The 21,230-nt window shown below is 64.0% G+C and carries 17 protein-coding genes; 10 read left to right on the top strand and 7 right to left on the bottom strand.

Translation table 11 applies throughout. The features are described from left to right. Window positions 1-120: 120 nt before the first annotated feature. On the top strand, window positions 121-1,452 hold the full coding sequence (locus tag PQV96_RS17830; protein ID WP_125958944.1) for an IS4 family transposase: 1,332 nt from the start codon (window positions 121-123) through the stop codon (window positions 1,450-1,452). Between the two features lie 60 nt (window positions 1,453-1,512). Here the strand turns inward: PQV96_RS17830 and PQV96_RS17825 are convergent, their stop codons facing one another. Both PQV96_RS17825 and PQV96_RS17820 read right to left on the bottom strand, forming a co-directional pair. Beyond that, complete coding sequence (locus PQV96_RS17825) at window positions 1,513-2,442, bottom strand: MBL fold metallo-hydrolase (protein WP_207373163.1); 930 nt, start codon at window positions 2,440-2,442, stop codon at window positions 1,513-1,515. A gap of 102 nt (window positions 2,443-2,544) precedes the next feature. After that, window positions 2,545-4,233: an AMP-binding protein gene (locus tag PQV96_RS17820; RefSeq protein ID WP_198845555.1), complete on the bottom strand. Its 1,689-nt coding sequence runs from the start codon at window positions 4,231-4,233 to the stop codon at window positions 2,545-2,547. Window positions 4,234-4,470: 237 nt separating this feature from the next. On the opposite strand from PQV96_RS17820, the gene PQV96_RS17815 reads away from it, so the two are divergent. Further along, window positions 4,471-5,394, top strand: coding sequence for an esterase/lipase family protein (locus PQV96_RS17815; protein ID WP_198845556.1), 924 nt, complete (start codon window positions 4,471-4,473; stop codon window positions 5,392-5,394). Here PQV96_RS17815 and phhA read toward each other — a convergent pair. The 4 genes from phhA to PQV96_RS17795 all read right to left on the bottom strand — a co-directional run bounded on the left by phhA (window position 5,384) and on the right by PQV96_RS17795 (window position 9,423). After that, a complete protein-coding gene (gene phhA, locus PQV96_RS17810) occupies window positions 5,384-6,226 on the bottom strand; it encodes a phenylalanine 4-monooxygenase (RefSeq protein ID WP_207373161.1) in 843 nt (280 codons plus the stop codon). The genes PQV96_RS17815 and phhA overlap by 11 nt on opposite strands. 17 nt (window positions 6,227-6,243) lie before the next feature. Next, a complete protein-coding gene (gene hppD / locus PQV96_RS17805; protein ID WP_207373160.1) occupies window positions 6,244-7,365 on the bottom strand; it encodes a 4-hydroxyphenylpyruvate dioxygenase in 1,122 nt (373 codons plus the stop codon). Between the two features lie 146 nt (window positions 7,366-7,511). Continuing rightward, on the bottom strand, window positions 7,512-8,471 hold the full coding sequence (locus PQV96_RS17800) for a lipase secretion chaperone (protein WP_207373159.1): 960 nt from the start codon (window positions 8,469-8,471) through the stop codon (window positions 7,512-7,514). A 13-nt stretch (window positions 8,472-8,484) separates the two neighbouring features. Further along, complete coding sequence (locus PQV96_RS17795) at window positions 8,485-9,423, bottom strand: esterase/lipase family protein (protein WP_207373158.1); 939 nt, start codon at window positions 9,421-9,423, stop codon at window positions 8,485-8,487. A gap of 269 nt (window positions 9,424-9,692) precedes the next feature. Between PQV96_RS17795 and PQV96_RS17790 the strand changes: the two genes are divergently transcribed. The 6 genes from PQV96_RS17790 (at window position 9,693) to fabB (ending at window position 15,671) form a co-directional block, all read left to right on the top strand. Then, the gene (locus PQV96_RS17790; RefSeq protein WP_207373157.1) at window positions 9,693-10,175 is read left to right on the top strand and encodes an Lrp/AsnC family transcriptional regulator; all 483 of its coding nucleotides are present in this window, start codon (window positions 9,693-9,695) and stop codon (window positions 10,173-10,175) included. 230 nt (window positions 10,176-10,405) lie between these two features. Further along, window positions 10,406-11,137 carry a GNAT family N-acetyltransferase gene (locus PQV96_RS17785; RefSeq protein WP_066697438.1) on the top strand — a complete coding sequence of 244 codons (732 nt, stop codon included), beginning with the start codon at window positions 10,406-10,408 and terminating at the stop codon, window positions 11,135-11,137. Between the two features lie 117 nt (window positions 11,138-11,254). Beyond that, window positions 11,255-12,130, top strand: coding sequence for an HlyC/CorC family transporter (locus tag PQV96_RS17780; protein WP_273623793.1), 876 nt, complete (start codon window positions 11,255-11,257; stop codon window positions 12,128-12,130). Then, entirely contained in the window at window positions 12,130-13,770 is a 1,641-nt protein-coding gene (gene lnt, locus PQV96_RS17775; protein ID WP_273625275.1) for an apolipoprotein N-acyltransferase, read from the top strand. The genes PQV96_RS17780 and lnt overlap by 1 nt, the downstream gene beginning before the upstream one ends. Before the next feature lie 159 nt (window positions 13,771-13,929). Beyond that, complete coding sequence (gene fabA, locus PQV96_RS17770) at window positions 13,930-14,451, top strand: 3-hydroxyacyl-[acyl-carrier-protein] dehydratase FabA (RefSeq protein ID WP_273623791.1); 522 nt, start codon at window positions 13,930-13,932, stop codon at window positions 14,449-14,451. Next, complete coding sequence (gene fabB / locus PQV96_RS17765; RefSeq protein WP_273623790.1) at window positions 14,448-15,671, top strand: beta-ketoacyl-ACP synthase I; 1,224 nt, start codon at window positions 14,448-14,450, stop codon at window positions 15,669-15,671. Before fabA ends, fabB begins: the two co-directional genes overlap by 4 nt. A 138-nt stretch (window positions 15,672-15,809) precedes the next feature. Here the strand turns inward: fabB and PQV96_RS17760 are convergent, their stop codons facing one another. Further along, window positions 15,810-17,729 (bottom strand): choice-of-anchor I family protein, encoded by a 1,920-nt coding sequence (locus tag PQV96_RS17760; RefSeq protein ID WP_242638012.1) that lies wholly within the window; start codon window positions 17,727-17,729, stop codon window positions 15,810-15,812. Window positions 17,730-17,972: 243 nt separating this feature from the next. On the opposite strand from PQV96_RS17760, the gene glyQ reads away from it, so the two are divergent. Both glyQ and glyS read left to right on the top strand, forming a co-directional pair. Next, window positions 17,973-18,878: a glycine--tRNA ligase subunit alpha gene (gene glyQ, locus PQV96_RS17755; protein WP_005799952.1), complete on the top strand. Its 906-nt coding sequence runs from the start codon at window positions 17,973-17,975 to the stop codon at window positions 18,876-18,878. Between the two features lie 188 nt (window positions 18,879-19,066). Further along, window positions 19,067-21,220: a glycine--tRNA ligase subunit beta gene (gene glyS / locus PQV96_RS17750; protein WP_273623789.1), complete on the top strand. Its 2,154-nt coding sequence runs from the start codon at window positions 19,067-19,069 to the stop codon at window positions 21,218-21,220. The last annotated feature ends 10 nt before the right edge of the window (window positions 21,221-21,230 follow it).

The following is a 21,230-nucleotide window of genomic DNA, read 5'->3' as shown; positions in this document are numbered from 1 at the left end:
AAACAGCCCGCCTTCGCGCCAATGCCAGTAAGTTAAGCAAAGGCCCTTCGGGGTCTTTGTTGTTTGTACAGTGCAGGCTTGATCAATTGAGCTTTGGCCATAGAGGTCAAGCGATAGCCAATGCTGCTGCAAGAGTACCTGAACGATACCCATGAGTTTGCGAGCCCCGAACAATGGGGTGTCGTTCAAAGCAACATACCCCAGCAGTGGATTGAACAGGCCTTGCAGATGACGGGTGTAGCCACGCTGCGCAAGCGGCGACTGCCCATGGAGCAGGCACTTTGGCTGGTATTGGGTGTGGCCTTGCTTAGAGACCGCTCCATCGTGAACGTGGCCGAGGTACTGGAGCTGGCACTGCCTGGGCAGCACAATGAACCCATCAGCTCCAGCGCGCTGAGCCAGGCGCGCCAACGGCTGGGCAGTGAGCCCCTGCAATGGCTGTTTCGCCACACTGCTGCCCATTGGGCGCACCAGCAGGCCGCTCGCCACCGCTGGCAAGGCTTGGCGCTGTACGCATTGGATGGCGTGGTCTGGCGTACCCCCGACACACAAGACAACCGCCAGCACTTTGGTTGCCAGCGCAACCACGCAGACCACCAAAGTCCCTTCCCCCTGGTGCGCATGGCCTGCTTGCTCGATGCCAGAGCTCGTTTATTGGTAGATGCCAGCCTGGATGCCTACGACACCAGTGAGTACGCATTGGCTGAACGCTTGTGGCCGAAGTTGCCGCCTGACTCGCTGGTGATTGTGGACAAAGGGTTTTACTCGGCAAGTCTGCTGTGGCCGCTGCAACACCGCCAGGGACGTCACTGGCTGATCCCTGCGCGTGCCGGACTCAGGGGCGAGGTGGTGCAAACGCATGGCCCTGGCGATGTGAGCTTGCGCATGAAGGTCTCGCCCCAAGCTCGCAAGAAAGACCCCGGCTTGCCGCTCACGTGGGAGGTGCGCGCCATCACCCGTGAACTCGATGGCAAACCCAGAACCTTGTTCACGTCCCTGATGGATCCGGCACGCTACAAGGCCGAGGAGGTGTTCGCGCTGTACCACGAACGCTGGGAGATTGAGCTGGCCTATGGAGAGATGAAGACGGACATGCTGGGCCAGGCGATGACGTTGCGCAGCCAGCAACCCGATGGGGTCAAGCAAGAGCTGTGGGCAACCTTGCTGATGTACAACCTGATCCGCTTGGAGATCACGCGCATCGCAGACGAGGCCAAAGTGCAGCCCTGTCGCATCAGCTTCATCACGGCGCTGCGCTACATCGTGGATGAGTGGCTGTGGAGTTCAGGATCACACACCCCTGGGGCCATCCCGGCCAAGCTTGCGGCCATGAGAAAGAACATCCGCCGCTTCGTGCTGCCGCCTCGCAGATCCCACAGGCGGTATCCGCGTGAGGTTCGTATGACCAAGACCCAGTATCCCGTCAAAAAAATGCCGCTCAGACTTAACTGAGCGGCATTGCGCCTTCGCGCGGGCTTTTTTGCGCTTGCCGCAGCGGCCTGGGGCAGCCGTTCAGGCGTTGTGCAGCGCCTCGCCCTGGCGCACGGCGGCGCCGGAGCGTTCCAGGTCCGCCACCAGGCTGTGCAGCCATTGCGCCTTGGGCTGGTCGGCAAAGTGGGCCTGGTGCAGCAGGCCGAAGTAGGGCGTGCCATCGGCCCACTGCTGTAGCGCGGGCACGGTGGTGTGCTGCAGTTCCAGCAGCTTGTACTTGAGCAACACCTTGGCGGCATACAGCGCATGTTTGCCGGGGCTGCGCACAAAGCCTTCCAGGCGTTTGCGCGCCGTGGCCAGGGCGCGGGGTGCATCGGTGAATACCGGACCGTGGCCGGGGATCACGGTGCGCGGAGCCAGCCTCTCGATCACGTCCAGCGTGGCGGCCACTTCGTCAAAGGCGGCTGTGCCCTCGATTTCCGGGAACACCACGCCGAAGCCGTTCTCCCACAGGGCGTCGGCAGAAATCAAGGTAGCGCTGACTGGCTCAAACAGCACCACCGAATGCGGGTCGTGCCCGGGCGCTGCATGCACCTCCCAAGCCAGCCCCGCCAAGGGCACCGTGGTGCCCGGCTGCAAGGGCGCATCGGCGCGAAAGCGGGGGCAGTCCTGGCCCGTGGGGGTGTAGCTCAGTGCGCTGGCGTCCCACTGCTCTACCAGCGCCATCTGGCCTGGCGGGATGTGGGTGGTGGCGCCGGGCCAGGCCGCCTGCAGCGCGGCGTTGCCACCGCAGTGGTCGCTGTGCAGGTGGGTGTTGAAGATGCGCTGAAGTGGCTGCGCGCCCAGCAGCCCTTGCACCAGGGCTAGGGTTTGTTCGCTGTGGGTGCAGTAGCCGGTGTCTACCACTGCGGCCCCCTCAGGGCCAATGCAGACCACGTTGTTGGCCGAGAGCCAGCCGCGCTCCAGCACGGTGATGCCGGGGGGCAGTGGGGCGGGAGGGAATGCAGTCATGGGGGCGGTAGGCAGGACAATGGCAACGGCTTCAGCGTACCGCACAGCGGGGCTGCGTGGGGCCTCCAAAACCCGTGATGGTCTTGTGGCCCTCGCCCGCGTTCAGGCAGTGGGGTTGCGCAACTCCCGCCGCAAGATTTTGCCCACGTTGGTCTTGGGCAGATCGTCGCGGAATTCGATGTACTTGGGGCGCTTGTAGCCGGTGAGGTTTTCGTGGCAGAACGCTGCCACGTCGTCCTCGGTCAGGGCGGGGTCGTTCTTGATGATGAACACCTTGATGGCCTCGCCCTGCTTCTCGTCGGGCACGCCAATGGCTGCGCATTCCACCACGCCAGGGCACAGGCTGATGACCTGCTCCAGCTCGTTGGGGAACACGTTGAAGCCGCTCACCAGAATCATGTCCTTCTTGCGGTCGATGATGCGGGTGTAGCCCTGCGCATCCATGATGCCGATGTCGCCCGTGCGCATGAACCCGTCGGCCGTGAAAGCCTTGGCGTTTTCTTCGGGTTGGTTGTAGTAACCCGTCATCACGTTGGGGCCACGGATGCAGATCTCGCCCGACTCGCCCTGGGGCAGGCTGTTGCCTGCATCGTCTTTGATGGCGATATCAATGCCCGGCAGGGGCAGGCCGATGGAGCCGGTGAACTCGGTATTGGTGACCGGGTTGTTGGTGCCGATGGCGCAGGTCTCGCTCATGCCCCAGCCTTCGATCATGGTGCTGCCTGTGACCTTCTGCCACTGCTTGGCCGTGCCTTCGCTGGCGGCCATCCCCCCGGCCTGCGACACGCACAGGTGCGAGAAGTCCAGTGCGCGGAACTGGGCGTTTTGCAGCAGCGCATTGAACAGCGTGTTCACGGCGGGCAGCATGTGGAAGGGGCGTTTTTTCAGCTCGGCCACAAACTTGGGGATGTCCCGCGGGTTGGGAATCAGCGTGAGGCTGGAGCCCTGGCGGATGGCCAGCAAGCACAGCGTCAGCGCGAAGATGTGGTACAGCGGCAGCGCGGCGATGCTGTTGGCCTTGGTCACATCGCCGATCTTGGCGAGGGCGGGGGTGAACCAGGCCTCGGCCTGCAAGGTGGCTGCCACGATGTTGCGGTGGGTGAGCACCGCGCCCTTGGACAGGCCCGTGGTGCCGCCGGTGTATTGCAAAAAGGCAATCGAATCGAGCGTGGCGGTGCTGGGCGCGAGGGTGCGCCGCTCGCCCAGGGCCAGGGCCTTCTTGAAGGAGACCACCTTGCGCCCGTTGGTCAGGGGCAGCTCGTACGCGGGCACCATCTTGGCCAGGTGGCGCACGGCGAAGGTGATCCATTTGCCAAACCAGAAGCCCAGCAGGTCGCCCATCGATGCCATCACCACATGCTGCACGTTGGTGTGGTCCACCACATCGGCCAGGGTGTGGGCAAAGTTCTCAAGAATGACGATGGCGGTAGCGCCCGAGTCCTTGAGCTGGTGCTCCAGTTCACGGGCGGTGTACAGCGGGTTCACGTTCACACAGGTGTAGCCTGCGCGCAGCACGGCCGCCATGGTCACGCCAAACTGCGGAATGTTGGGCAGCATGATGGCCACACGCGCACCGGGCTGCAGGCCCAGGCCTTGCAGGTAGGCGCCCAGTGCGCCTGACAGCCGTTCCAGCTCGCCGTAGTTCATCCACCGGTCCATGCAGACCGAGAACGGGCTTTTTGCGTGTTTGCGGAAGGACTCTTCCAGCAGGTGGGCCACAGAGCGGTACTGCTCGGGGTTGACGTCGTGCGGTACGCCCGGGGGGTAGCTCTTGAGCCAGATCTTTTCCATGCGCTTTCCTTGTGCTCGCCAGTGGGTGGATAGACAGATAAAACAGCTTCGGTCCCATTCTGGAGCGTGGAGGGCGCCAGGGGTTATCGGGCTTGTCCTAGGGTGCGAGGCATATCCGTCTCAAAGGCGACAGAAAAGCCCACAAACACAGGGGGCGGCGGGCACAGGCCTTCGTGCAAACTCAGGGGCTTCGGCTTGAATAGTCCTTTGTCTCATCGGGTCTTGTGCCCCCTTCTCATGATCGCGCGCCTTCAGACAACTTTCCTGCTCTTTGCGGTGCTATACGGCGCTGCCTGTTTGGTGTGTTGGTGGCCGCAGCAGCCCCTGTGGGCGGTGCTGATGGCGCTGCTGCCGCTGTGGGGGCTGGCGGCGGTGCTGGCTGTCGAGCTGGTGCTGATGCAGCGCCTCAACCGGCGCGATGCAGTGCCTTTGGCCACCGCAGCGCAGCTGCTTCGGGCTTGGTGGTATGAGGTGGGTGCGGCCCTGTTGATTTTTGGCTGGCGCCAGCCTTTGTGGTGGCGCAGTCCGCCCGACTGGTTGCCCGAGCAGCCTACCGGGCGCAGGGGCGTGGTGCTGGTGCATGGCCTGATGTGCAACCGGGGCGTGTGGCTGCATTGGCTCGGACATCTGCGCGCTGCAGGCCACGCGCATGTAGCCGTGAATCTGGAGCCCGTGCTGGGCTCAATTGATGGGTATGCCAAAGCCATTGATGAAGCGGTGCAGCGGGTGACCGAGGCCACCGGCCTGCCACCCGTGCTGGTCTGCCACAGCATGGGCGGCTTGGCCGCCCGGGCCTGGCTGCGCGCCTATGCGGCTGACGCGCGCGTGCACCGTGTGCTGACGCTGGGAACGCCACACACAGGCACTTGGCTGGCCCGCTTCAGCCACACAGAAAATGGCCGCCAGATGCGGATGAACAGTGCCTGGTTGCAGGCGCTCAAGGCCCAGGAGCCGCCCGGCCGGGCGAAGCTGTTTGTGTGCTGGTATTCCAACTGCGACAACATCGTGTTCCCCGCCACGGTGGCGGCTTTGCCAGGGGCGCAGCACCGGCTGGTGACCGGCGTGGCCCATGTGCAAATGGTGCTGGACCCCCTGGTGGTGCAGGCGTGCCTGCGGGAGCTGGAAGCCCCCGTGTCTGAGCTGCCTGCGCTTACGCGGTGAGCGCTTCCTCGCGCTCGTTCGCTGCAAACTCGGGCTGGCCTTTCAGCGCCTGGTAGATGGGCGAGAAGTCTGCCGCCGTCATGTCGAACAGCTGCTGGAAGCTGTCGATCACAAAGTAGGTTTGCTGGAACGTGTCGATCTTGTAGCGGGTGCGCATGGTGCGCGCCAACTGCAGCGGCAGGCGTTGCGGCTCGGGGCTCTGCACAGAGTACGGCAGTTCCCCTGAAGAGCTGAGGATGCCCGCACCATAGGCCCGCAGCCCTTCGCTTTCGCGAATCAGCCCGAACTCGATGGTGTACCAGTACAGCCGCGAGAGCATTTCGCAAGCGCCCAGCCCATGCGCCTTGAGACCGCCCTGGCCATAGCGTTGCACATAGTCTGCGAACACCGGGTTGAACAGCAACGGCACGTGACCGAACAGGTCGTGGAAGATGTCGGGCTCGACGATGTAGTCGAACTCCTCAGGCGTGCGAATCCAGTCGGTGACCGGAAACTTGCGGTTGGCCAGCAGGGTGAAGAACGGCACCTCGGGGATCAGCCCTGGCACGGCCACCAGTTCCCAGCGGGTGGCGCGGTAAAGCCGCTCGTTCACTTCATCGAAGCGCGGGATCCGGTCGCGCTCGCCCAGGGAGGGGAGGGCGTCGATGAACGCCTGGCTGGCCAGGCCCGGCAGCAGCCGGCTCTGGCGCTCGTACAGGCGCCGGTAGGTGTCGTGGTCGGCCTCGGTGTAGGCCGCGTAGTTCTGAGCGCAGGTGTAGTCTGCGCCCGCGCGGGCATAGTCGCCGCGCGGTGGGCGCTCGCTGGCGCCGTAGACAACGGGTTCAACGGCCATGGTGCCTCCGTTCGGGGTCAGGCCTTGTCGGCGGCAAGCACGCCACGGCGGATCTGGTCGCGCTCCAGCGACTCGAACAGCGCCTTGAAGTTGCCCTCGCCAAAACCGTCGCGGTAGTCGCCTTCGCGCTGGATGAATTCAAAGAACACCGGGCCCAGCATGGGTGTGGAGAAGATCTGCAGCAGCAGGCGGGGTGTGCCGTCAGCGGTGGTGCCGTCCAGCAAGATGCCGCGCGACTGCAGCTCAGGCACCGGCTGGCCGTGGCCTGGCAGGCGGGTGTCCAGCATTTCGTAGTACACGTCGTTGGGGGCGGTGGCCAGTGGCACGCCCGCCATGCCCAGCTTGTCCACCACGTCCAGCAGGTTGTCGCAGATCAGCGCGATGTGCTGGATGCCTTCGCCGTTGAACTGCATCAGGAATTCTTCGATCTGGCCGCCGCCCTGCTTGGACTCTTCGTTCAGCGGGATGCGGATTTTGCCGTCAGGCGCGGTCATGGCTTTGGAAGTCAGGCCCGTGTATTCGCCCTGGATGTCGAAGTAGCGGATTTCGCGGAAGCCGAACAGCTTTTCGTAGAAGTTGGCCCAGAAGCCCATGCGGCCCCGGTACACGTTGTGCGTGAGGTGATCAATCTCGTTCAGACCGTGGCCCACGGGGCGGCGGTCCACGCCTTCGATGAATTCGAAGTCGATGTCGTAGATGGACTTGCCATCTTCAAACCGGTCAATCAAATACAGCGGCGCGCCGCCGATGCCCTTGATGGCGGGCAGGCGCAGCTCCATGGGGCCGGTGGGGATCTCGATGGGCTGGGCGCCCAGTTCCAGCGCGCGGTTGTAGGCCTTGTGGGCGTCCTTCACGCGGAAGGCCAGGCCGCAGGCCGAGGGGCCATGCTCGGCGCCAAAGTAGGCCGCCTGGCTGTGGGGCTCGCGGTTCAGGATGAAGTTGATGCCGTTCTGGCGGTACAGCACCACGTCCTTGGAGCGGTGCTTGGCGACCAGCGTGAAGCCCAGCTTTTCAAACACCGCTTCCAGCGCACCGGGCTGGGGCGAGGTGAACTCGACGAACTCGAAGCCCATCAGGCCCATGGGGTTGTCCCACGCGGCGGTTTCTTTCAGGGCTTGGGCGGGCAGGGCGGCGTTCATGGTGTCTCCGAAAAATTGATGAATGTCACGCACTGTAGGCGCGCCATTCATCACGATTTCGGCGTTCTGGGCGCAGATTGTTTGCGCGAATGCATGAATATTGCGCGCGGTCAATGCGGCGCGCAGTGTTTTGCGATTGTGCGGTGTCAGCGCTGTGATTGCCGCAGCGCCAAGGCCGCTTCCAGCCGCAGTTGTTCCTGGGGGGTGAACAGCTGTTCGCGCAGTGCCTGCATCTGGCTGGGGTCATGGGCTTGGGCCTTGGCAGCGGCGTAGTCGTCCAGCTTTTGGTTCCAGGCGCGCTCTTCTTGGTCCAGGCGCGCCAGGGCCTGTGCGGCGTCGGTGCCGTAAGTGGCGCTGCGCAGCTGGTAGCGGGTGCGATCGTCCACGCCGCGCGTTTCAAAGTCTTGCGTTTGCGCCGCTGCGCCCAGGTGGGCCACGGCATGGGCGCGGTCTGCCCGCTGCTCTGGCGGCAGTTCTGCCTCGGTGTCTTTGAGTGCGCGGGCTTTTTCTTCTTTCGTTAGCCCGGTGTTGTGCTGGATTTCCAGGCGGGCCAGGGTGTAACGGTCCAGCGCCGATTCGCGCTCAAACAGGGCCTCATGTTCTTCCGGGGCGAAGTAGCGCTCGCGAAGACGCTCGCGTGCGTTCAGGCTGTTGCGCAGCGCCGTGGGGTCGTCCGGCCGGGGGGCTTTCAGCGTGCCCAGGGCCACGCGGTAGTCCACGTAGCGCTCCGCCAGGGCCAGCGCCCGGGTGGCCAGATCGGCGCCAAAGTGTTTGCGCACAAGCTGGCTGAGCCGGAGCTTGAGCTCTTCGGGTGTGGTGGCGTCGCCCGCGTCCAGCAGCATGGCTTCGATCTGGTAGCGCAGGTCCGGGGTGAGGAAGGGGTCGGCTGCGGTGTGTGGGTCCAACGGCAAACGGGTCGTCGTCTGCGGTACGCCGCTCGCGCTCGGTGCGGTGGCCGCGCGAGTCAACGCGCTTCCGCCACTTGGCAAGCCAGGCGGCGGGTCGGCCCGCCCCACCAGCCAAAGAACGATCAGCGCTGCGGCCAGCGCGGCGCCCCCGCCCACCACGGCAGAGATGCGCGCACGCCAGGGTGAGGGTGGGTTCATGCGCGCATGCCCTTCACAAACCCGCTTGTTGCAGGCGGTTGGCGTGCTGGCGGTACAGCGTGACGGGGTCTGCAGAGAACCAGTCTCGCAACCCCACCATCTGGTTCACTTCGTCCAGATGGTTCTGGCGGTAGTCGCCCAAATGCTTGCCCAAGCGGGACGAGCACGCCGACACCAGTCCGTCATTGGCCTCACCAAACGTCCAGCCCAGGGTGACCAGAAAGGCGTCGCTGGGGTCGAGCAGGTTGGTGGCCGTTTTGGTGCCCGTCCATGAGTAATAGCGCACGCCGCTGACCAGTTCAGCACCGTTGCCGCAGTCCGCCGGGATGCCTTGAGGAAATTTCTGGTTGAACTTGGCGGAGCCTTGGGTGGTGAGGGAATCCAGCGCTGCCGTGGGCATCTGCTGCAAGCCTGTGCCGCCAGAGAGCAGATTGATCATGCCGACCAGCGCGGTGGCGGCGGTGTTCGCTACCGTTTCGCTGACCGACCCTGCAGGCGCCACGCCGCGCACGATGTCTGCCACGCGAGAGCCCCGGTTCACGCCTGCCACCGAGGTGGCCGATGCCACGAGCTGGGGCGCCACGCCCGCCACATAGCGAATGGTGGGGCCACCATGCGAGTGGCCGATCAGGTTGACCTTGCTGGCCCCCGACAGGGCCAGGATGTTTTTCACCTGGGCCAGCAACTGCTCGCCCCGCACCTCCGTGCTGTTGGCTGCGGACACCTGCGCCACATACACCTTGGCGCCGCTTTGGCGAAGCGCATCGGGAATGCCATAGAAGTAGTCGACGCCCAGCACCGAGTCAAAACCGAACAGCCCGTGCACCAGCACGATGGGATGCCGGGTGGCGGTGTATCCGGTCTGTGCCTGGGCTGGTGGGCCCAGAAGCAGCAGGGCGGTGGGCACCGCGATGGCCAGGCCCTTGATGAAGCGTCCAAAGATTCCAGTCATGGTTGTCTCCGTTGTGATGTTGTTTGACGCCACCCACACCTTCCGGCAGAGCCTCCGCTCCCTCTCCGCCAGCCAGGCATTGAGCAGTTCTGCAGTGCCTGGGCGTTGAACCTGCTTCCAACCGCGCAAGGCTGCAATTGCAAAAAAGAACGGGCGTTCATTTTTGCGAGAACCATTGTTCTGGCGCCGCCCGCTCCCCACCATCAGGACATACCCGTGAAGAGAAAACACCTGCGTTTAGGTGCTTTTCGTTCATAAAATCTTGCGCCATGACCACCCCAGACGCACTCGACAAGCTCGACAAGGCCATCTTGCGATGCCTGCAAAAGAACGGCCGTGAGACTTATGACGTGATCGGTGCGGCCATCGGGCTCTCGCCCAGCGCGGTGCTGCGCCGCGTCAAGCGGCTGGAGGAAGCGGGTGTGATCGGCCGTTACGTGGCGCTTGTCAAACCCGAAGCCGTGGGACTGGGGCTCATTGCTTACTTGAATGTGCGCCTGGAAAAGCACACCGAGAGCCACAAGCGCAACCCCATGGATGTGTTCCGCGCCAGCGTGCAGACCTGGCCAGAGGTGGTGGAATGCTCGTCGCTCACGGGCGAGATGGATTACCTGCTGCGCGTGGTGGTGGCTGACATGGCCCACTACAGCCGTTTCATCATGGACACCTTGCTCAAGCACCCCAGTGTGCAGGATTGCAAAACCAGCTTTGTGCTGGACAGCGTCAAGGCTACGACGGCGCTGCCTGTGTGATGGATCGGGGCGCGAAGTCACGGGATTTCGCCACCCCTGTCTGCGCGGCAGGGGCGTAGAGAAAACCCTGTCTTGAAAGTGGGTGTCTGGGCCGTTAAGGTGCTTCGGCTGCTGTGGCAGCACCCGATCAGTGGCAAAGTCCGCTGGCGGCCAAGCGTCCTGGGTGGGTTTTTTGCTGCGTTGCAACAAAGTGCTGGAAATTATCAGGGAAAACCCTTAAAGTTCAGCCCATGATCGCTACCAAAGCCCTGCTCAAGGCATCCTGGCACGCCAGCACTGGCATGCTGCGCACCCGTAACAGTCATTCTTTGAAGGAGGCTGCTATGCCTTCCACGCCCCTGATGGTCCCCATTCGCTCTCTGGGCCCGTCTTCCCGCGAGCGCATCACTGCCCATTTGCTCAAACTGGAGCCCGCTGACCGCTACCTGCGCTTTGGCTATGCCGCCAATGACGAGCAGATCCGCCGCTATGCAGAGCAGCTCGACTTCAGCCGCGACGAAATCTTCGGCATCTACAACCGCCGCCTGGAGCTGATTGCCATGGCCCACCTGGCTTTCTCCGAGCACCCTGAGCACAAGCACTGCGCCGAGTTCGGCGTCTCGGTGCTCAAGCATGCCCGTGGCCGTGGTTTCGGCAACCGCCTGTTCGAGCGTGCTGTCATGCACGCCCGCAACGCTGGTGTGAACATGGTCTTCATCCACGCCCTGTCTGAAAACACGGCCATGCTGAAGATTGCGCGCAACGCTGGTGCCACAGTGCACCGCGATGGCTCCGAGTCCGAGGCGTATCTGCAGATTCCCCCGGCCAACTTCGACACCCGCATGACCGAAATGGTGGAGCAGCAGTTCGCCGAGGTGGACTACCAGGTCAAGAAGCAGGCCAAGCAGTTCTGGGACTTCCTGGCCGGCGTGCAAGAAGTGCGCCGTGGCGTGCAGCACGCGCGGCACCAGTCGGCAGAGTAAGCCGGCACAGCCCCCGCCCGGTACTGCAGTGGTGCATTGCCGGGCGTTGTCTTGTCAAGACAATCCGCTATCCTTGGGCCCTGTCCACCACAACTGCAAGTCCTGCAATCCACGACAGTGTCCGATCCACACCCCGATCGTTTGCCTGAAAAAGAAGACAAGCGCAGCTTTCTGCAAAAAGTGGCCGAGTTCATTCACCCCGGCCCCGACTCTGCGGAAGAACTCATCGAAACCCTGGCGGAAGCCGAAGACAACCAGGTAATCGGCGCTGACTCGCGCGTGATGATCGAGCGCGTGATTCGCATGGCCGACATGACCGCTGGCGATGTCATGGTGGCGTCTCCGCGCATGGACATGATCGACATCGATGAGACGCCCCATGCACTGCTGCGTTCGGTGATTGATACCGGCCACTCGCGCTTTCCGGTGTTCCAGGGGGAGCGCGAAAACATCATCGGCATCCTGATGGCCAAGGACCTGCTCAAGCTGCAGCGGTCCCCAGATCTCCACATCCGCACGCTGATCCGGCCTGCCGTGTTTGTGCCCGAGAGCAAGGGCCTGAACGATCTGTTGCGTGAATTCCGAGGCAACCGCAATCACCTGGCCATCGTGATCGACGAGTTTGGCCGCGTGGCGGGCCTGGTCACCATCGAGGACGTGCTCGAACAGATCGTGGGCGAAATCGAAGACGAATTCGACATTGCCGAAGACTCGGGCGACATTTTTGGTCTGGCCGACAAGACCTACCGTGTGAGTGGCGACACGCCCATCGATCGGGTCTCCGAAGCATTCGGGGTACCCATTCAGGGCAGTGCGCCGGGCGAGGACTTTGACACCATCGGCGGGCTCATCACGCATGAAATGGGCCGGGTGCCCAAGCGTGGCGAGCATCTGCAGTTGTGCGGGCTGCACTTTGTCGTGCTCCACACCAAAGGCGGCGCGGTGCGCTGGTTCAAGGTGTCGCGGGTGGACGACAGCGTCCCTGCCAATTGATGGGGGCCGTTCTGTACCCGCTTTCCCACTCCCCCGCATGGGGTTCCTGGGCGCGCATCGGCGCCATTGTCGTGGCAGCCCTGGCGGGCTTGGCGCAAGCCGCCTCGCTGGCACTGCCGGGCACCGGGCAGCCTGTGTGGTGGCTCCAATGCGTGTCGATGGTGGTGCTGGCGGGCTTGCTGCACCGGCTGCGGCCGACCTGGCGGCAAGGCGCCTTGCTGGGGTTTGCCTTTGCTTTGGCCTGGCTGTGCGGCACCTTCTGGTGGCTGTTCATTTCATTGCACACCTATGGCGGCTTGGCCGCGCCGCTGGCCGTGGCAGCCGTGGTGGCGCTTGCGGCGTTTCTGGCCATCTACTATGCGCTTGCTTTAGGGCTTTTTAGCCTTCTAGCGCCCGCCAATAAAGCGCTGGCAGCTATGCTTTTTGCAGCATTGTGGCTGCTGGCCGAGTTGCTGCGCGGCACCTGGTTCACCGGCTTCCCGTGGGGCGCAGGGGGCTATGCCCACGTGCAGGGGCCCCTGTCGTCCCTGCCGCGGGTGGTGGGGGTGTATGGCGTGGGCGCGATTTCGGCGGGGCTGGCCATGGCGCTGGTGCAATGCCGCTGGCGCGATCTGCGCCACTGGCGTACCTGGGTCGTAGCACTGGTGCTGCTGGGGGCAGGAGGTTTTGCCTGGGTGCAACGCCATTGCGCGGTAGAGCTGTGCCACACCCCGGCGCAGGCGGCGAAGGCGCCGCTGAAGCTGGCGCTGCTGCAGGGCAATATTCCTCAAGACGAAAAATTTGAACAGGGCAGCGGCGTGCCGCTGGCGCTGGCCTGGTATGCCGAGCAGTTGCGCAGCGAAACCGCTTCGCTCGTGGTGGCGCCTGAAACCGCCATTCCGCTGCTGCCCCAGCAGTTGATTCCCGGCTACCTGGAGGGGCTGCAGGCCCGCTACACCCAGGGCGATCAAGCGGCCCTGCTCGGCATACCGCTGGGCAATGCGCGCGAGGGCTACACCAATTCGGTGCTGGGCTGGCGCCCGGCTGCGGGGGCGGCGCCCGAGCCAGCCTACGTCTACCACAAGCACCATCTGGTGCCATTTGGTGAATTCATCCCGCCGCTGTTCAAGTGGTTCACCGAGATGCTGAACATTCCCCTGGGCGACTTCAACCGGGGCACGGTGGGGCAGCCCTCGTTTGAGTGGCAGGGGCAGCGCATTGCCCCCAACATTTGCTACGAAGACTTGTTTGGCGAGGAACTGGCAGCACGGTTTTTCGACCCCGCCCAGGCACCCACCGTGCTGGTGAACTTCAGCAACATTGGCTGGTTTGGCAACACCCTGGCGGTAGACCAGCACCTGCAAATCAGCCGCATGCGCGCCCTGGAGCTGGAGCGGCCCATGGTTCGCGCCACCAACACAGGGGCCACCGTCATCATTGACCACCGTGGGGTGGTCACGCATGCGCTGGAGCGCTTCAGCCGGGGTGTTTTGCGCGGCGAAGTGCACGGGCGCGGGCTGGGGGTGTCGGGTGGTGCTGCCATCACGCCCTTTGCCTGGTGGGCTTCGCGCTGGGGGCTGTGGCCGCTGTGGCTGCTTGCTGGCCTCGGTGTGGCGGCCGGCTGGCTGGGCAGGCGCCGCCGCACGCAGGCTCAGGCTTGATGCAGGTCACGCTGGCACGGGGAGCCCAACCAGCAATGAGGGTGTATACGCGCCAGTGGCCACGCTTACCTTGGATAATAGGGGCCCGCAACCAGGGGCTACGGTTGCACGAACGATGATTTGAGGCGGCCAAGCCGCCGTTCTGGAGCACGACTGAAAATGGCAGATTCCTTTTCCTACGAACAACTGATCGCCTCGGGCGAGGGACGGCTGTTCGGCGCTGACAGCGGGCGCCTGCCGCTGCCACCCATGCTGATGTTCGATCGCATCACGCACATCGACAGCGATGGGGGCGCGCACGGTTTGGGAAAGATCCGCGCGGAACTGGACGTCAAGCCCGACCTGTGGTTTTTCGCCTGCCACTTCCAGGGCGACCCTGTCATGCCCGGCTGTCTGGGCCTGGATGCCATGTGGCAGCTCATCGGTTTTTACCTGACCTGGCTGCAATTGCCCGGCCGTGGCCGCGCGCTGGGCGCGGGCGAAGTCAAGTTCACAGGCGAAGTTGGCCCCGACGTGAAGCTGGTGACGTACGAAATCGACATCAAGCGCGTTATCAAGCGCAAGCTGGTCATGGCCATTGGCGATGCCCGATTGCTGGCCGATGGCGAGGAAATTTATGTCGCCAACGACCTGCGTGTAGGTTTGTTCAAACGTGAGGAAGACGGCAAGGACGCAGCATGACCAAAAAGCGCGTAGTCATCACCGGCGCGGGCATCGTCTCGTGCATTGGCAACGATCTGGCCACCGTGGAAGCCTCGCTGCGTGCGGGCAAGAGCGGTATCAAGGCCGTGGAAAAGTTCAAGGAACTGGGTCTGCGCAGCCAGGTGGGCGGCGCGCCTGAGATCGACATCGAAGCGCGCATCGACCGCAAACAGCTGCGCTTCATGGGCGACGCGGCTGCCTATGCGCAGATCGCTCTGGAAGATGCGATCCAGCAGGCGGGCCTCACGCCCGAGCAAGTCAGCCACCCACGCACTGGCCTCATCATGGGCTCGGGCGGCGGCTCGCCCGCCAACCAGATCGAAGCGGCCGACACGCTGCGCGAAAAGGGCATCCGCCGCGTGGGGCCGTACCAGGTCACGCGCTGCATGAGCTCCACGGTGTCTGCCTGCCTGGCCACCAACTTCAAGGTCAAGGGCATCAACTATTCCATCACCTCGGCCTGCTCCACCTCGGCGCACTGCATTGGCGCGGCAGCCCAGCAGATCGCCTGGGGCATGCAGGACGTGATGTTTGCTGGCGGTGGTGAGGAGCTGAGCTGGGGCATGTCGCTGCTGTTTGACGGCATGGGTGCCATGTCCAGCAAGTACAACGAAACGCCCGAGAAAGCCTCGCGCGCCTACGATGCGAACCGCGACGGTTTCGTGATCGCCGGCGGCGGCGGTGCCGTGGTGCTGGAAAGCCTGGACCATGCCCTGGCCCGTGGCGCCAACATCCTCGCCGAAGTGGTGGGCTTTGGTGCCACCAGCGATGGCGAAGACATGGTGGCCCCCTCGGGCGACGGTGCCATTGCCTGCATGCAGCAGGCCATGGAAGGGCTCGACACCCCCATCGACTACATCAACACGCACGGCACTTCCACACCAGTGGGAGACATGCAGGAAGTGCGCGCCATGCGCGCGCTGTTTGGCGACAAGGTGCCGCCGTTCTCCTCCACCAAGTCGCTCACCGGCCACTCGCTGGGCGCCACGGGGGTGCAAGAGGCGATCTACTGCACGATCATGCTGAACAAGGGCTTCATCGCTGGCTCTGCCAATGTGGAAACGCCCGACCCAGCGCTGGGCGACATGCCCTTGGTGACGCAGACGCGCGATGCGCAGCTGAACACGGTGCTGTCCAACAGCTTCGGTTTTGGTGGCACCAACGCCAGCCTGGTGCTGCGCCGCTGGACTGGCGCTTGACGGACGGGGCGCTTTCCCGCAGCCCCAGGTAGACTGATAAAAAAGGGCGTTGGCTTTTAAAGCCAACGCCCTTTTTTTGGACTGCATCGGGGGAGCCCTGGCGCGCAGTGCATGCGCCGCGCCAGGGTTCATCGGCGGTCAGTACGCCAGGTTGAGCTGGAAGATCGCGGTGCTGCCGCTGACTTCATTGCCCACCAGCAGCAGGGGCTTGCCATTGGGCGAATCCTTGGCGGGAACGAAGGCCAAGCCTTCGGGGCCCAGATCGCCCACCTTGTCCAGTGCGGGTGGGGTGGCGGCGCCAAATGCAGTTGTCCAGTTTTCACGGGTGTTGATGTAGTCCACGCGCTTGGGTGTCTTGGCATCGGTGATGTCGAACACCAGCACGCCGCCCATGCGCTCCAGTCCCACGAAGGCAAACGTCTTGCTGCCGATGGTGCCCACAGCCAGGCCTTCTGGCTCTGGTCCCTTGGCAGAGCTGCGTGCATCCAGGGCAGCGGTGGCGTCATGGCCGCTGTTGAAGTAGGTCTTGCAGGCGATGTCGCGCTTGGCACCCAGCTTGCAGTCGTCGCTGGCCAGGAACTGCTCGATGGCTGCGCCCGAATCCCACACCTGCTTGCCCTGGGCATCCCAGATGGAGATGGAGCGGCCGCCGTAGGCATAGAGCTTGTCGTACATCAGGCGATTGCCTGCGGGGTCTACCTGACCTGCGGCGTTGTACCACTTGGGGCTGCCGTCGGCGTTGGTCTGGTAGCCCTGGGTCCAGGTCACCTTGAGGCGGCCGAGCTTGTCGTCGTCGCGGCAGGTCTTGGGGTCGCCGGCCACGGCGCCGCACCAGGCGAAGTTGGCTGGGTTGAGCAGTGCGCCGCCGTTGCCCTTGGCCAGGGCGATCAAGTGGGCGGGCAGGTCATCGTCAGCACGGCGCAGGAAGCCGTCCTTGTGCACCAGGTGCTTGACGCGCCACTCTTCCACGAAGCCCTTGGTCACATCGCCAGGGCCTTTGGCGCCGTTGCCAAAATAGGCTGGCGTGCCTTCGCCCCAAGCGCGGGCGTCGCCCTCGTTGGCGCTGACCAGGTAGGTCTGGCCGTCGCCCGCCTGGTAGGCGGCAATGGCGTCGGGCTGGTACATGCCCAGCACGTTGGGGGCGGTGGTGATGTTGATCACGGGGCTCTTGCCGTCGCTGTCGGCAAAGTCTAGGGCGTTGGCGGCCACGCCGTGGTCCTTGTAGCCCAGTGCCACGATGTCGGTGACGGCGGCCTTGGCGATGTCCACGATGGCCAGGGCATTGTTCTCTTGCAGGGTCACCCAGGCGGTCTTGCCATCGGCCGATACGGCAATGTATTCGGGCTCCAGATCCTGTGCCACCGTGGCGCGGCCCTTGCCGTCTGCTGTGGGGCCAAACAGGCGCACTCCCTTGGCCATCAGCTCAGCGGCGCGGCTGTTGAAGGCTTTGAAGTCGGCGGTGCGCACCACGGGCGCGCCGGGGTTGCTCACATCCACCATGCTGATGGAGCCTTCGGGGTCAACCTGGTAGTCATCGCTGGGCTCGGCTTCGTTGGCGACCAAGATGGTCTTGCCATCGGGCGTGAAGGTCAGCATGTCGGGCAGTGCACCGACGGGGGCGGAGCCTAGCAGCTTCAGGTCTGCGGCCTGGTAGATGGCGATGCGGCCAGCATCGGTCTTGGGCTTGGCCTGAATGGCGATGGCCACCAGCCCGTTCTTTACGGCCACGCTGTTGACTTCGCCGTTGGTCAGTACGGCTGCGCCGTTGACTTCCCCGACTTTCTTGGGGTTCTTGGGGTCGCTCAGATCCAGCACATCCAGCTTGCCTGACTGTGCATTGACCACGAAAGCGCGCTTGGAGGCTGCATCAAAAGCAGGAATTTCTGCCGCACTCTTGAGGAACTGCCCGGCAGAGTAGCCGCCAATTTTTTCGAGCTGCAGCGAGGCGGGGGTGCGTTCGGGCTCATCGTCGCTACCGCCACAGGCGGCAAGGGCGGCCACGGCCAGCAGGGAGATACCGAAAAGCTTGCGGTGAGAGGCGTTCAACAGAGGATTCATGTGGGGTAGTTGCTGGTGAGAGGGGCAAAACAGATCACGCTGGATTGAATGTCACCACCATGACGGTTTTGTGAATGTCATGGTGTGGCCTAAGGTGGCCTGCATCTCTGGTGTGCAGTGCGTGCCCTGGAGGCTGTTCCCCCGTCCGGGTGCGATGGGCGCCGTAAAATCGACGTTTGCGCAGTGCAAACTGCCCTCGATTCACCGGCGCAGGCTCCGCCTGCGGTAAGTCAGACACCATCCATGCTCACCTTCCAACAAATCATCCTGAAGCTGCAGTCTTACTGGGACGCCCAGGGCTGCGCCCTTTTGCAGCCCTACGACATGGAAGTGGGCGCAGGCACCTCGCACACCGCCACCTTCCTGCGCGCCATTGGCCCCGAGCCCTGGAAGGCCGCTTACGTGCAGCCCAGCCGCCGCCCCAAGGACGGCCGCTACGGCGAGAACCCCAACCGCTTGCAGCACTACTACCAGTACCAGGTGGTTTTGAAGCCCGCCCCGGCCAACATCCTGGAGCTGTACCTGGGCTCGCTCGAAGCCCTGGGGTTTGATCTGAAGAAGAACGACATCCGCTTCGTGGAAGACGACTGGGAAAACCCCACGCTCGGTGCATGGGGCCTGGGCTGGGAAGTCTGGCTCAACGGCATGGAAGTGACGCAGTTCACCTACTTCCAGCAGGTGGGCGGCATCGATTGCAAACCCGCCACCGGCGAAATCACCTATGGCCTGGAGCGCCTGGCCATGTACCTGCAGGGCGTGGACAACGTCTACAACCTGCAGTGGACCGATACCCTGAAGTACGGCGACGTGTACCACCAGAACGAGGTGGAGCAGTCCACCTACAACTTCGAGCACAGCGACGCCGACTTCCTGTTCACCGCGTTCAACGCGCACGAAAAGCAGGCCAAGTACCTGATGGAGCAACAACTGGCGCTGCCTGCGTACGAGCAAGTGCTCAAGGCTGCGCACAGCTTCAACCTGCTGGACGCACGCGGCGCCATCAGCGTGACCGAGCGCGCTGCGTACATCGGCCGCATCCGCAACCTGGCCCGCGCCGTGGCGCAAAGCTACTACGAGAGCCGCGAACGCCTGGGCTTCCCCATGGCGCCGCGCGAGTGGGTGGAGCAGATGCCCAAGAAGGCTGCTTGAAGTGAACACCCCCCTGAGCCGCTGCGCGTCTTCCCCCCGCTCTCGCATTGCCAAGCAATGCGGGCAGGGGGACGCAGCCAGCGCGGCGGGGCGGCCCTTGCGCGGCTGCTTGCGCATGGGGCACGCCAGTTTTCAGGCATCGCTTGCGTAGCGGATGCCGTAATGAATGACGGAATAGAGCCGACAACATGACAACCCAAAACCTCCTCGTCGAACTGTTTGTGGAAGAGCTGCCCCCCAAGGCGCTCCAGAAACTGGGCGATGCCTTCGCCACCGTGCTGGGCGACCAGCTCAAGACCCAGGGTCTGGCCAGCGCCGCCTCGGTGATCACACCGTTCGCCTCGCCCCGCCGCCTGGCCGCCCATGTGACCGCCGTGGCCGACAAGGCCGCCGACAAGGCTGTGCAGCAAAAGCTGATGCCCGTGACCGTGGGCCTGGACAAGGACGGCAATGCCACCCCTGCGCTGCTGAAAAAGCTGCAAGCGCTGGGTGCGGATGTGTCCAACCCCACAGCCGCCGTGGCCGCCTTGAAGCGCGCCCAGGACGGCAAGGCCGAAGCCCTGTTCTACGACAGCGTGGTGCCCGGCGCGACGCTGCAGGCCGGTTTGCAAAAGGCCTTGGACGAAGCCATCGCCAAGCTGCCCATCCCCAAGGTGATGAGCTACCAGCTCGAAACCGATTGCGGCATGGACAACTTTTTGCCCGGCTGGACCAGCGTGAACTTTGTGCGCCCCGCCCACGGCCTGGTGGCGCTGCACGGCAGTACCGTGGTGCCCGTGAAGGCGCTGGGCCTGACGGCTGGCAACAGCACCACGGGCCACCGTTTTGAAGCCGCCGTGTCGCCCGTGGTGCTGGCAGATGCCGACAGCTATGCCGCCACGCTGCAAAAAGACGGTGCGGTGATCGCATCGTTTGCCGAGCGCAAGGCCGAGATCGCACGCCAGCTGGCCGGTGCCGCTGCCAGGGTCGGCAACGGCGCCCGTCCCATCGAAGACGAAGCCCTGCTCGACGAAGTGACCGCGCTGGTCGAGCGCCCCAACGTCGTCATCTGCCAGTTTGAAGAGCAGTTCCTGGGCGTGCCGCAAGAGTGCCTCATCCTCACGATGAAGGCCAACCAGAAATACTTCCCGCTGCTGGACGCCGCTGGCAAGCTGACCAACAAGTTCCTGGTGGTCAGCAACATCAGCCCCGAAGACACCAGCTTTGTGACCGGTGGCAACGAGCGCGTGGTGCGCCCGCGCCTGGCCGATGCCAAGTTCTTCTTTGACCAGGACCGCAAGAAGACCCTGGCCTCGCGCGTTGAGAGTCTGGGCAAGGTCGTGTACCACAACAAGCTGGGCACACAGGGCGAGCGCGTGGAGCGCGTGCGCGCCATTGCCAAGGCCATCGCACAGCAACTGGGCGACGCTCAATTGGTGGCAGACGCTGACCAAGCCGCGTTGCTGGCCAAGACCGACCTCGTGACCGACATGGTGGGCGAGTTCCCTGAGCTGCAAGGCATCATGGGCGGCTACTACGCCCTGAACGACGGCCTGGGTGAAACCGTTGCCCACGCCATTGAAGACCACTACAAGCCCCGCTTTGCGGGCGATGCGCTGCCCCGCAACACCGCAGGCGTGGTGGTGGCCCTGGCCGACAAGCTCGAAACCCTGGTCGGCATGTTCGGCATTGGCAACCTGCCCACCGGCGACCGCGACCCGTTCGCACTGCGCCGCCACGCGCTGGGCGTGATCCGCATGCTGGTCGAAAAGGACTTGCCGCTCAACTTGAACGCCTTGCTGGCCGGTGCCGTGCCCGCCTTTGGCGACAAGATCACCGACGCATCGGTGCAACTCGCCGACTTCATCTACGACCGCCTCGCAGGCAGCCTGCGCGAACAAGGCTACAGCGCTCAAGAAGTGGATGCCGTGCTGGCCCTGCGCCCGCAGCGTCTGGCCCTGGTGCAAAAGCAGCTGGCGGCCGTGCGGGCCTTTGCCGTGCTGCCCGAAGCACCCGCGCTGGCGGCCGCCAACAAGCGCGTGGGCAACATCCTGAAGAAGGCCGAAGTGGAAGGCCCCGTGGACGCACACGTGAACCCCGCGCTGCTGCAAGAGCAGGCCGAGAAGGATTTGTTTGCCGCCCTGCAGCGCTTTGTGCCTGAGGCCAATGCGCAGTTTGATGCGGGCGACTACACCGCCAGCCTGCAAACCCTGGCCGTGCTGCGCGCGCCCGTGGACGCCTTCTTTGACGACGTGATGGTGAACGCCGAGCAGATGGACGTGCGCATGAACCGCCTGGGCCTGCTCAAGATGCTGCACAACGCGATGAACCGCGTGGCCGATCTCTCGCGTCTGGCGGCTTGAGGCCCTGCGG

The organism is Acidovorax temperans (genome assembly GCF_028596105.1).
Taxonomy (GTDB): Bacteria; Pseudomonadota; Gammaproteobacteria; order Burkholderiales; family Burkholderiaceae_C; genus Acidovorax; species Acidovorax temperans.
This window is presented reverse-complemented; position numbering and strand designations above follow the sequence as displayed.

Excerpts from the sequence above, each read along its gene's own strand:
- PQV96_RS17795 (WP_207373158.1), bottom strand. The coding sequence starts at position 9,423 with ATGACTGGAATCTTTGGACGCTTCATCAAGGGCCTGGCCATCGCGGTG.
- PQV96_RS17785 (WP_066697438.1), top strand. The coding sequence starts at position 10,406 with ATGATCGCTACCAAAGCCCTGCTCAAGGCATCCTGGCACGCCAGCACT.
- PQV96_RS17820 (WP_198845555.1), bottom strand. The coding sequence starts at position 4,233 with ATGGAAAAGATCTGGCTCAAGAGCTACCCCCCGGGCGTACCGCACGAC.
- fabB (WP_273623790.1), top strand. The coding sequence starts at position 14,448 with ATGACCAAAAAGCGCGTAGTCATCACCGGCGCGGGCATCGTCTCGTGC.
- phhA (WP_207373161.1), bottom strand. The coding sequence starts at position 6,226 with ATGGCCGTTGAACCCGTTGTCTACGGCGCCAGCGAGCGCCCACCGCGC.
- glyS (WP_273623789.1), top strand. The coding sequence starts at position 19,067 with ATGACAACCCAAAACCTCCTCGTCGAACTGTTTGTGGAAGAGCTGCCC.
- PQV96_RS17830 (WP_125958944.1), top strand. The coding sequence starts at position 121 with ATGCTGCTGCAAGAGTACCTGAACGATACCCATGAGTTTGCGAGCCCC.
- PQV96_RS17815 (WP_198845556.1), top strand. The coding sequence starts at position 4,471 with ATGATCGCGCGCCTTCAGACAACTTTCCTGCTCTTTGCGGTGCTATAC.
- hppD (WP_207373160.1), bottom strand. The coding sequence starts at position 7,365 with ATGAACGCCGCCCTGCCCGCCCAAGCCCTGAAAGAAACCGCCGCGTGG.
- PQV96_RS17825 (WP_207373163.1), bottom strand. The coding sequence starts at position 2,442 with ATGACTGCATTCCCTCCCGCCCCACTGCCCCCCGGCATCACCGTGCTG.
- PQV96_RS17790 (WP_207373157.1), top strand. The coding sequence starts at position 9,693 with ATGACCACCCCAGACGCACTCGACAAGCTCGACAAGGCCATCTTGCGA.
- PQV96_RS17800 (WP_207373159.1), bottom strand. The coding sequence starts at position 8,471 with ATGAACCCACCCTCACCCTGGCGTGCGCGCATCTCTGCCGTGGTGGGC.
- lnt (WP_273625275.1), top strand. The coding sequence starts at position 12,130 with ATGGGGGCCGTTCTGTACCCGCTTTCCCACTCCCCCGCATGGGGTTCC.
- PQV96_RS17760 (WP_242638012.1), bottom strand. The coding sequence starts at position 17,729 with ATGAATCCTCTGTTGAACGCCTCTCACCGCAAGCTTTTCGGTATCTCC.
- glyQ (WP_005799952.1), top strand. The coding sequence starts at position 17,973 with ATGCTCACCTTCCAACAAATCATCCTGAAGCTGCAGTCTTACTGGGAC.
- fabA (WP_273623791.1), top strand. The coding sequence starts at position 13,930 with ATGGCAGATTCCTTTTCCTACGAACAACTGATCGCCTCGGGCGAGGGA.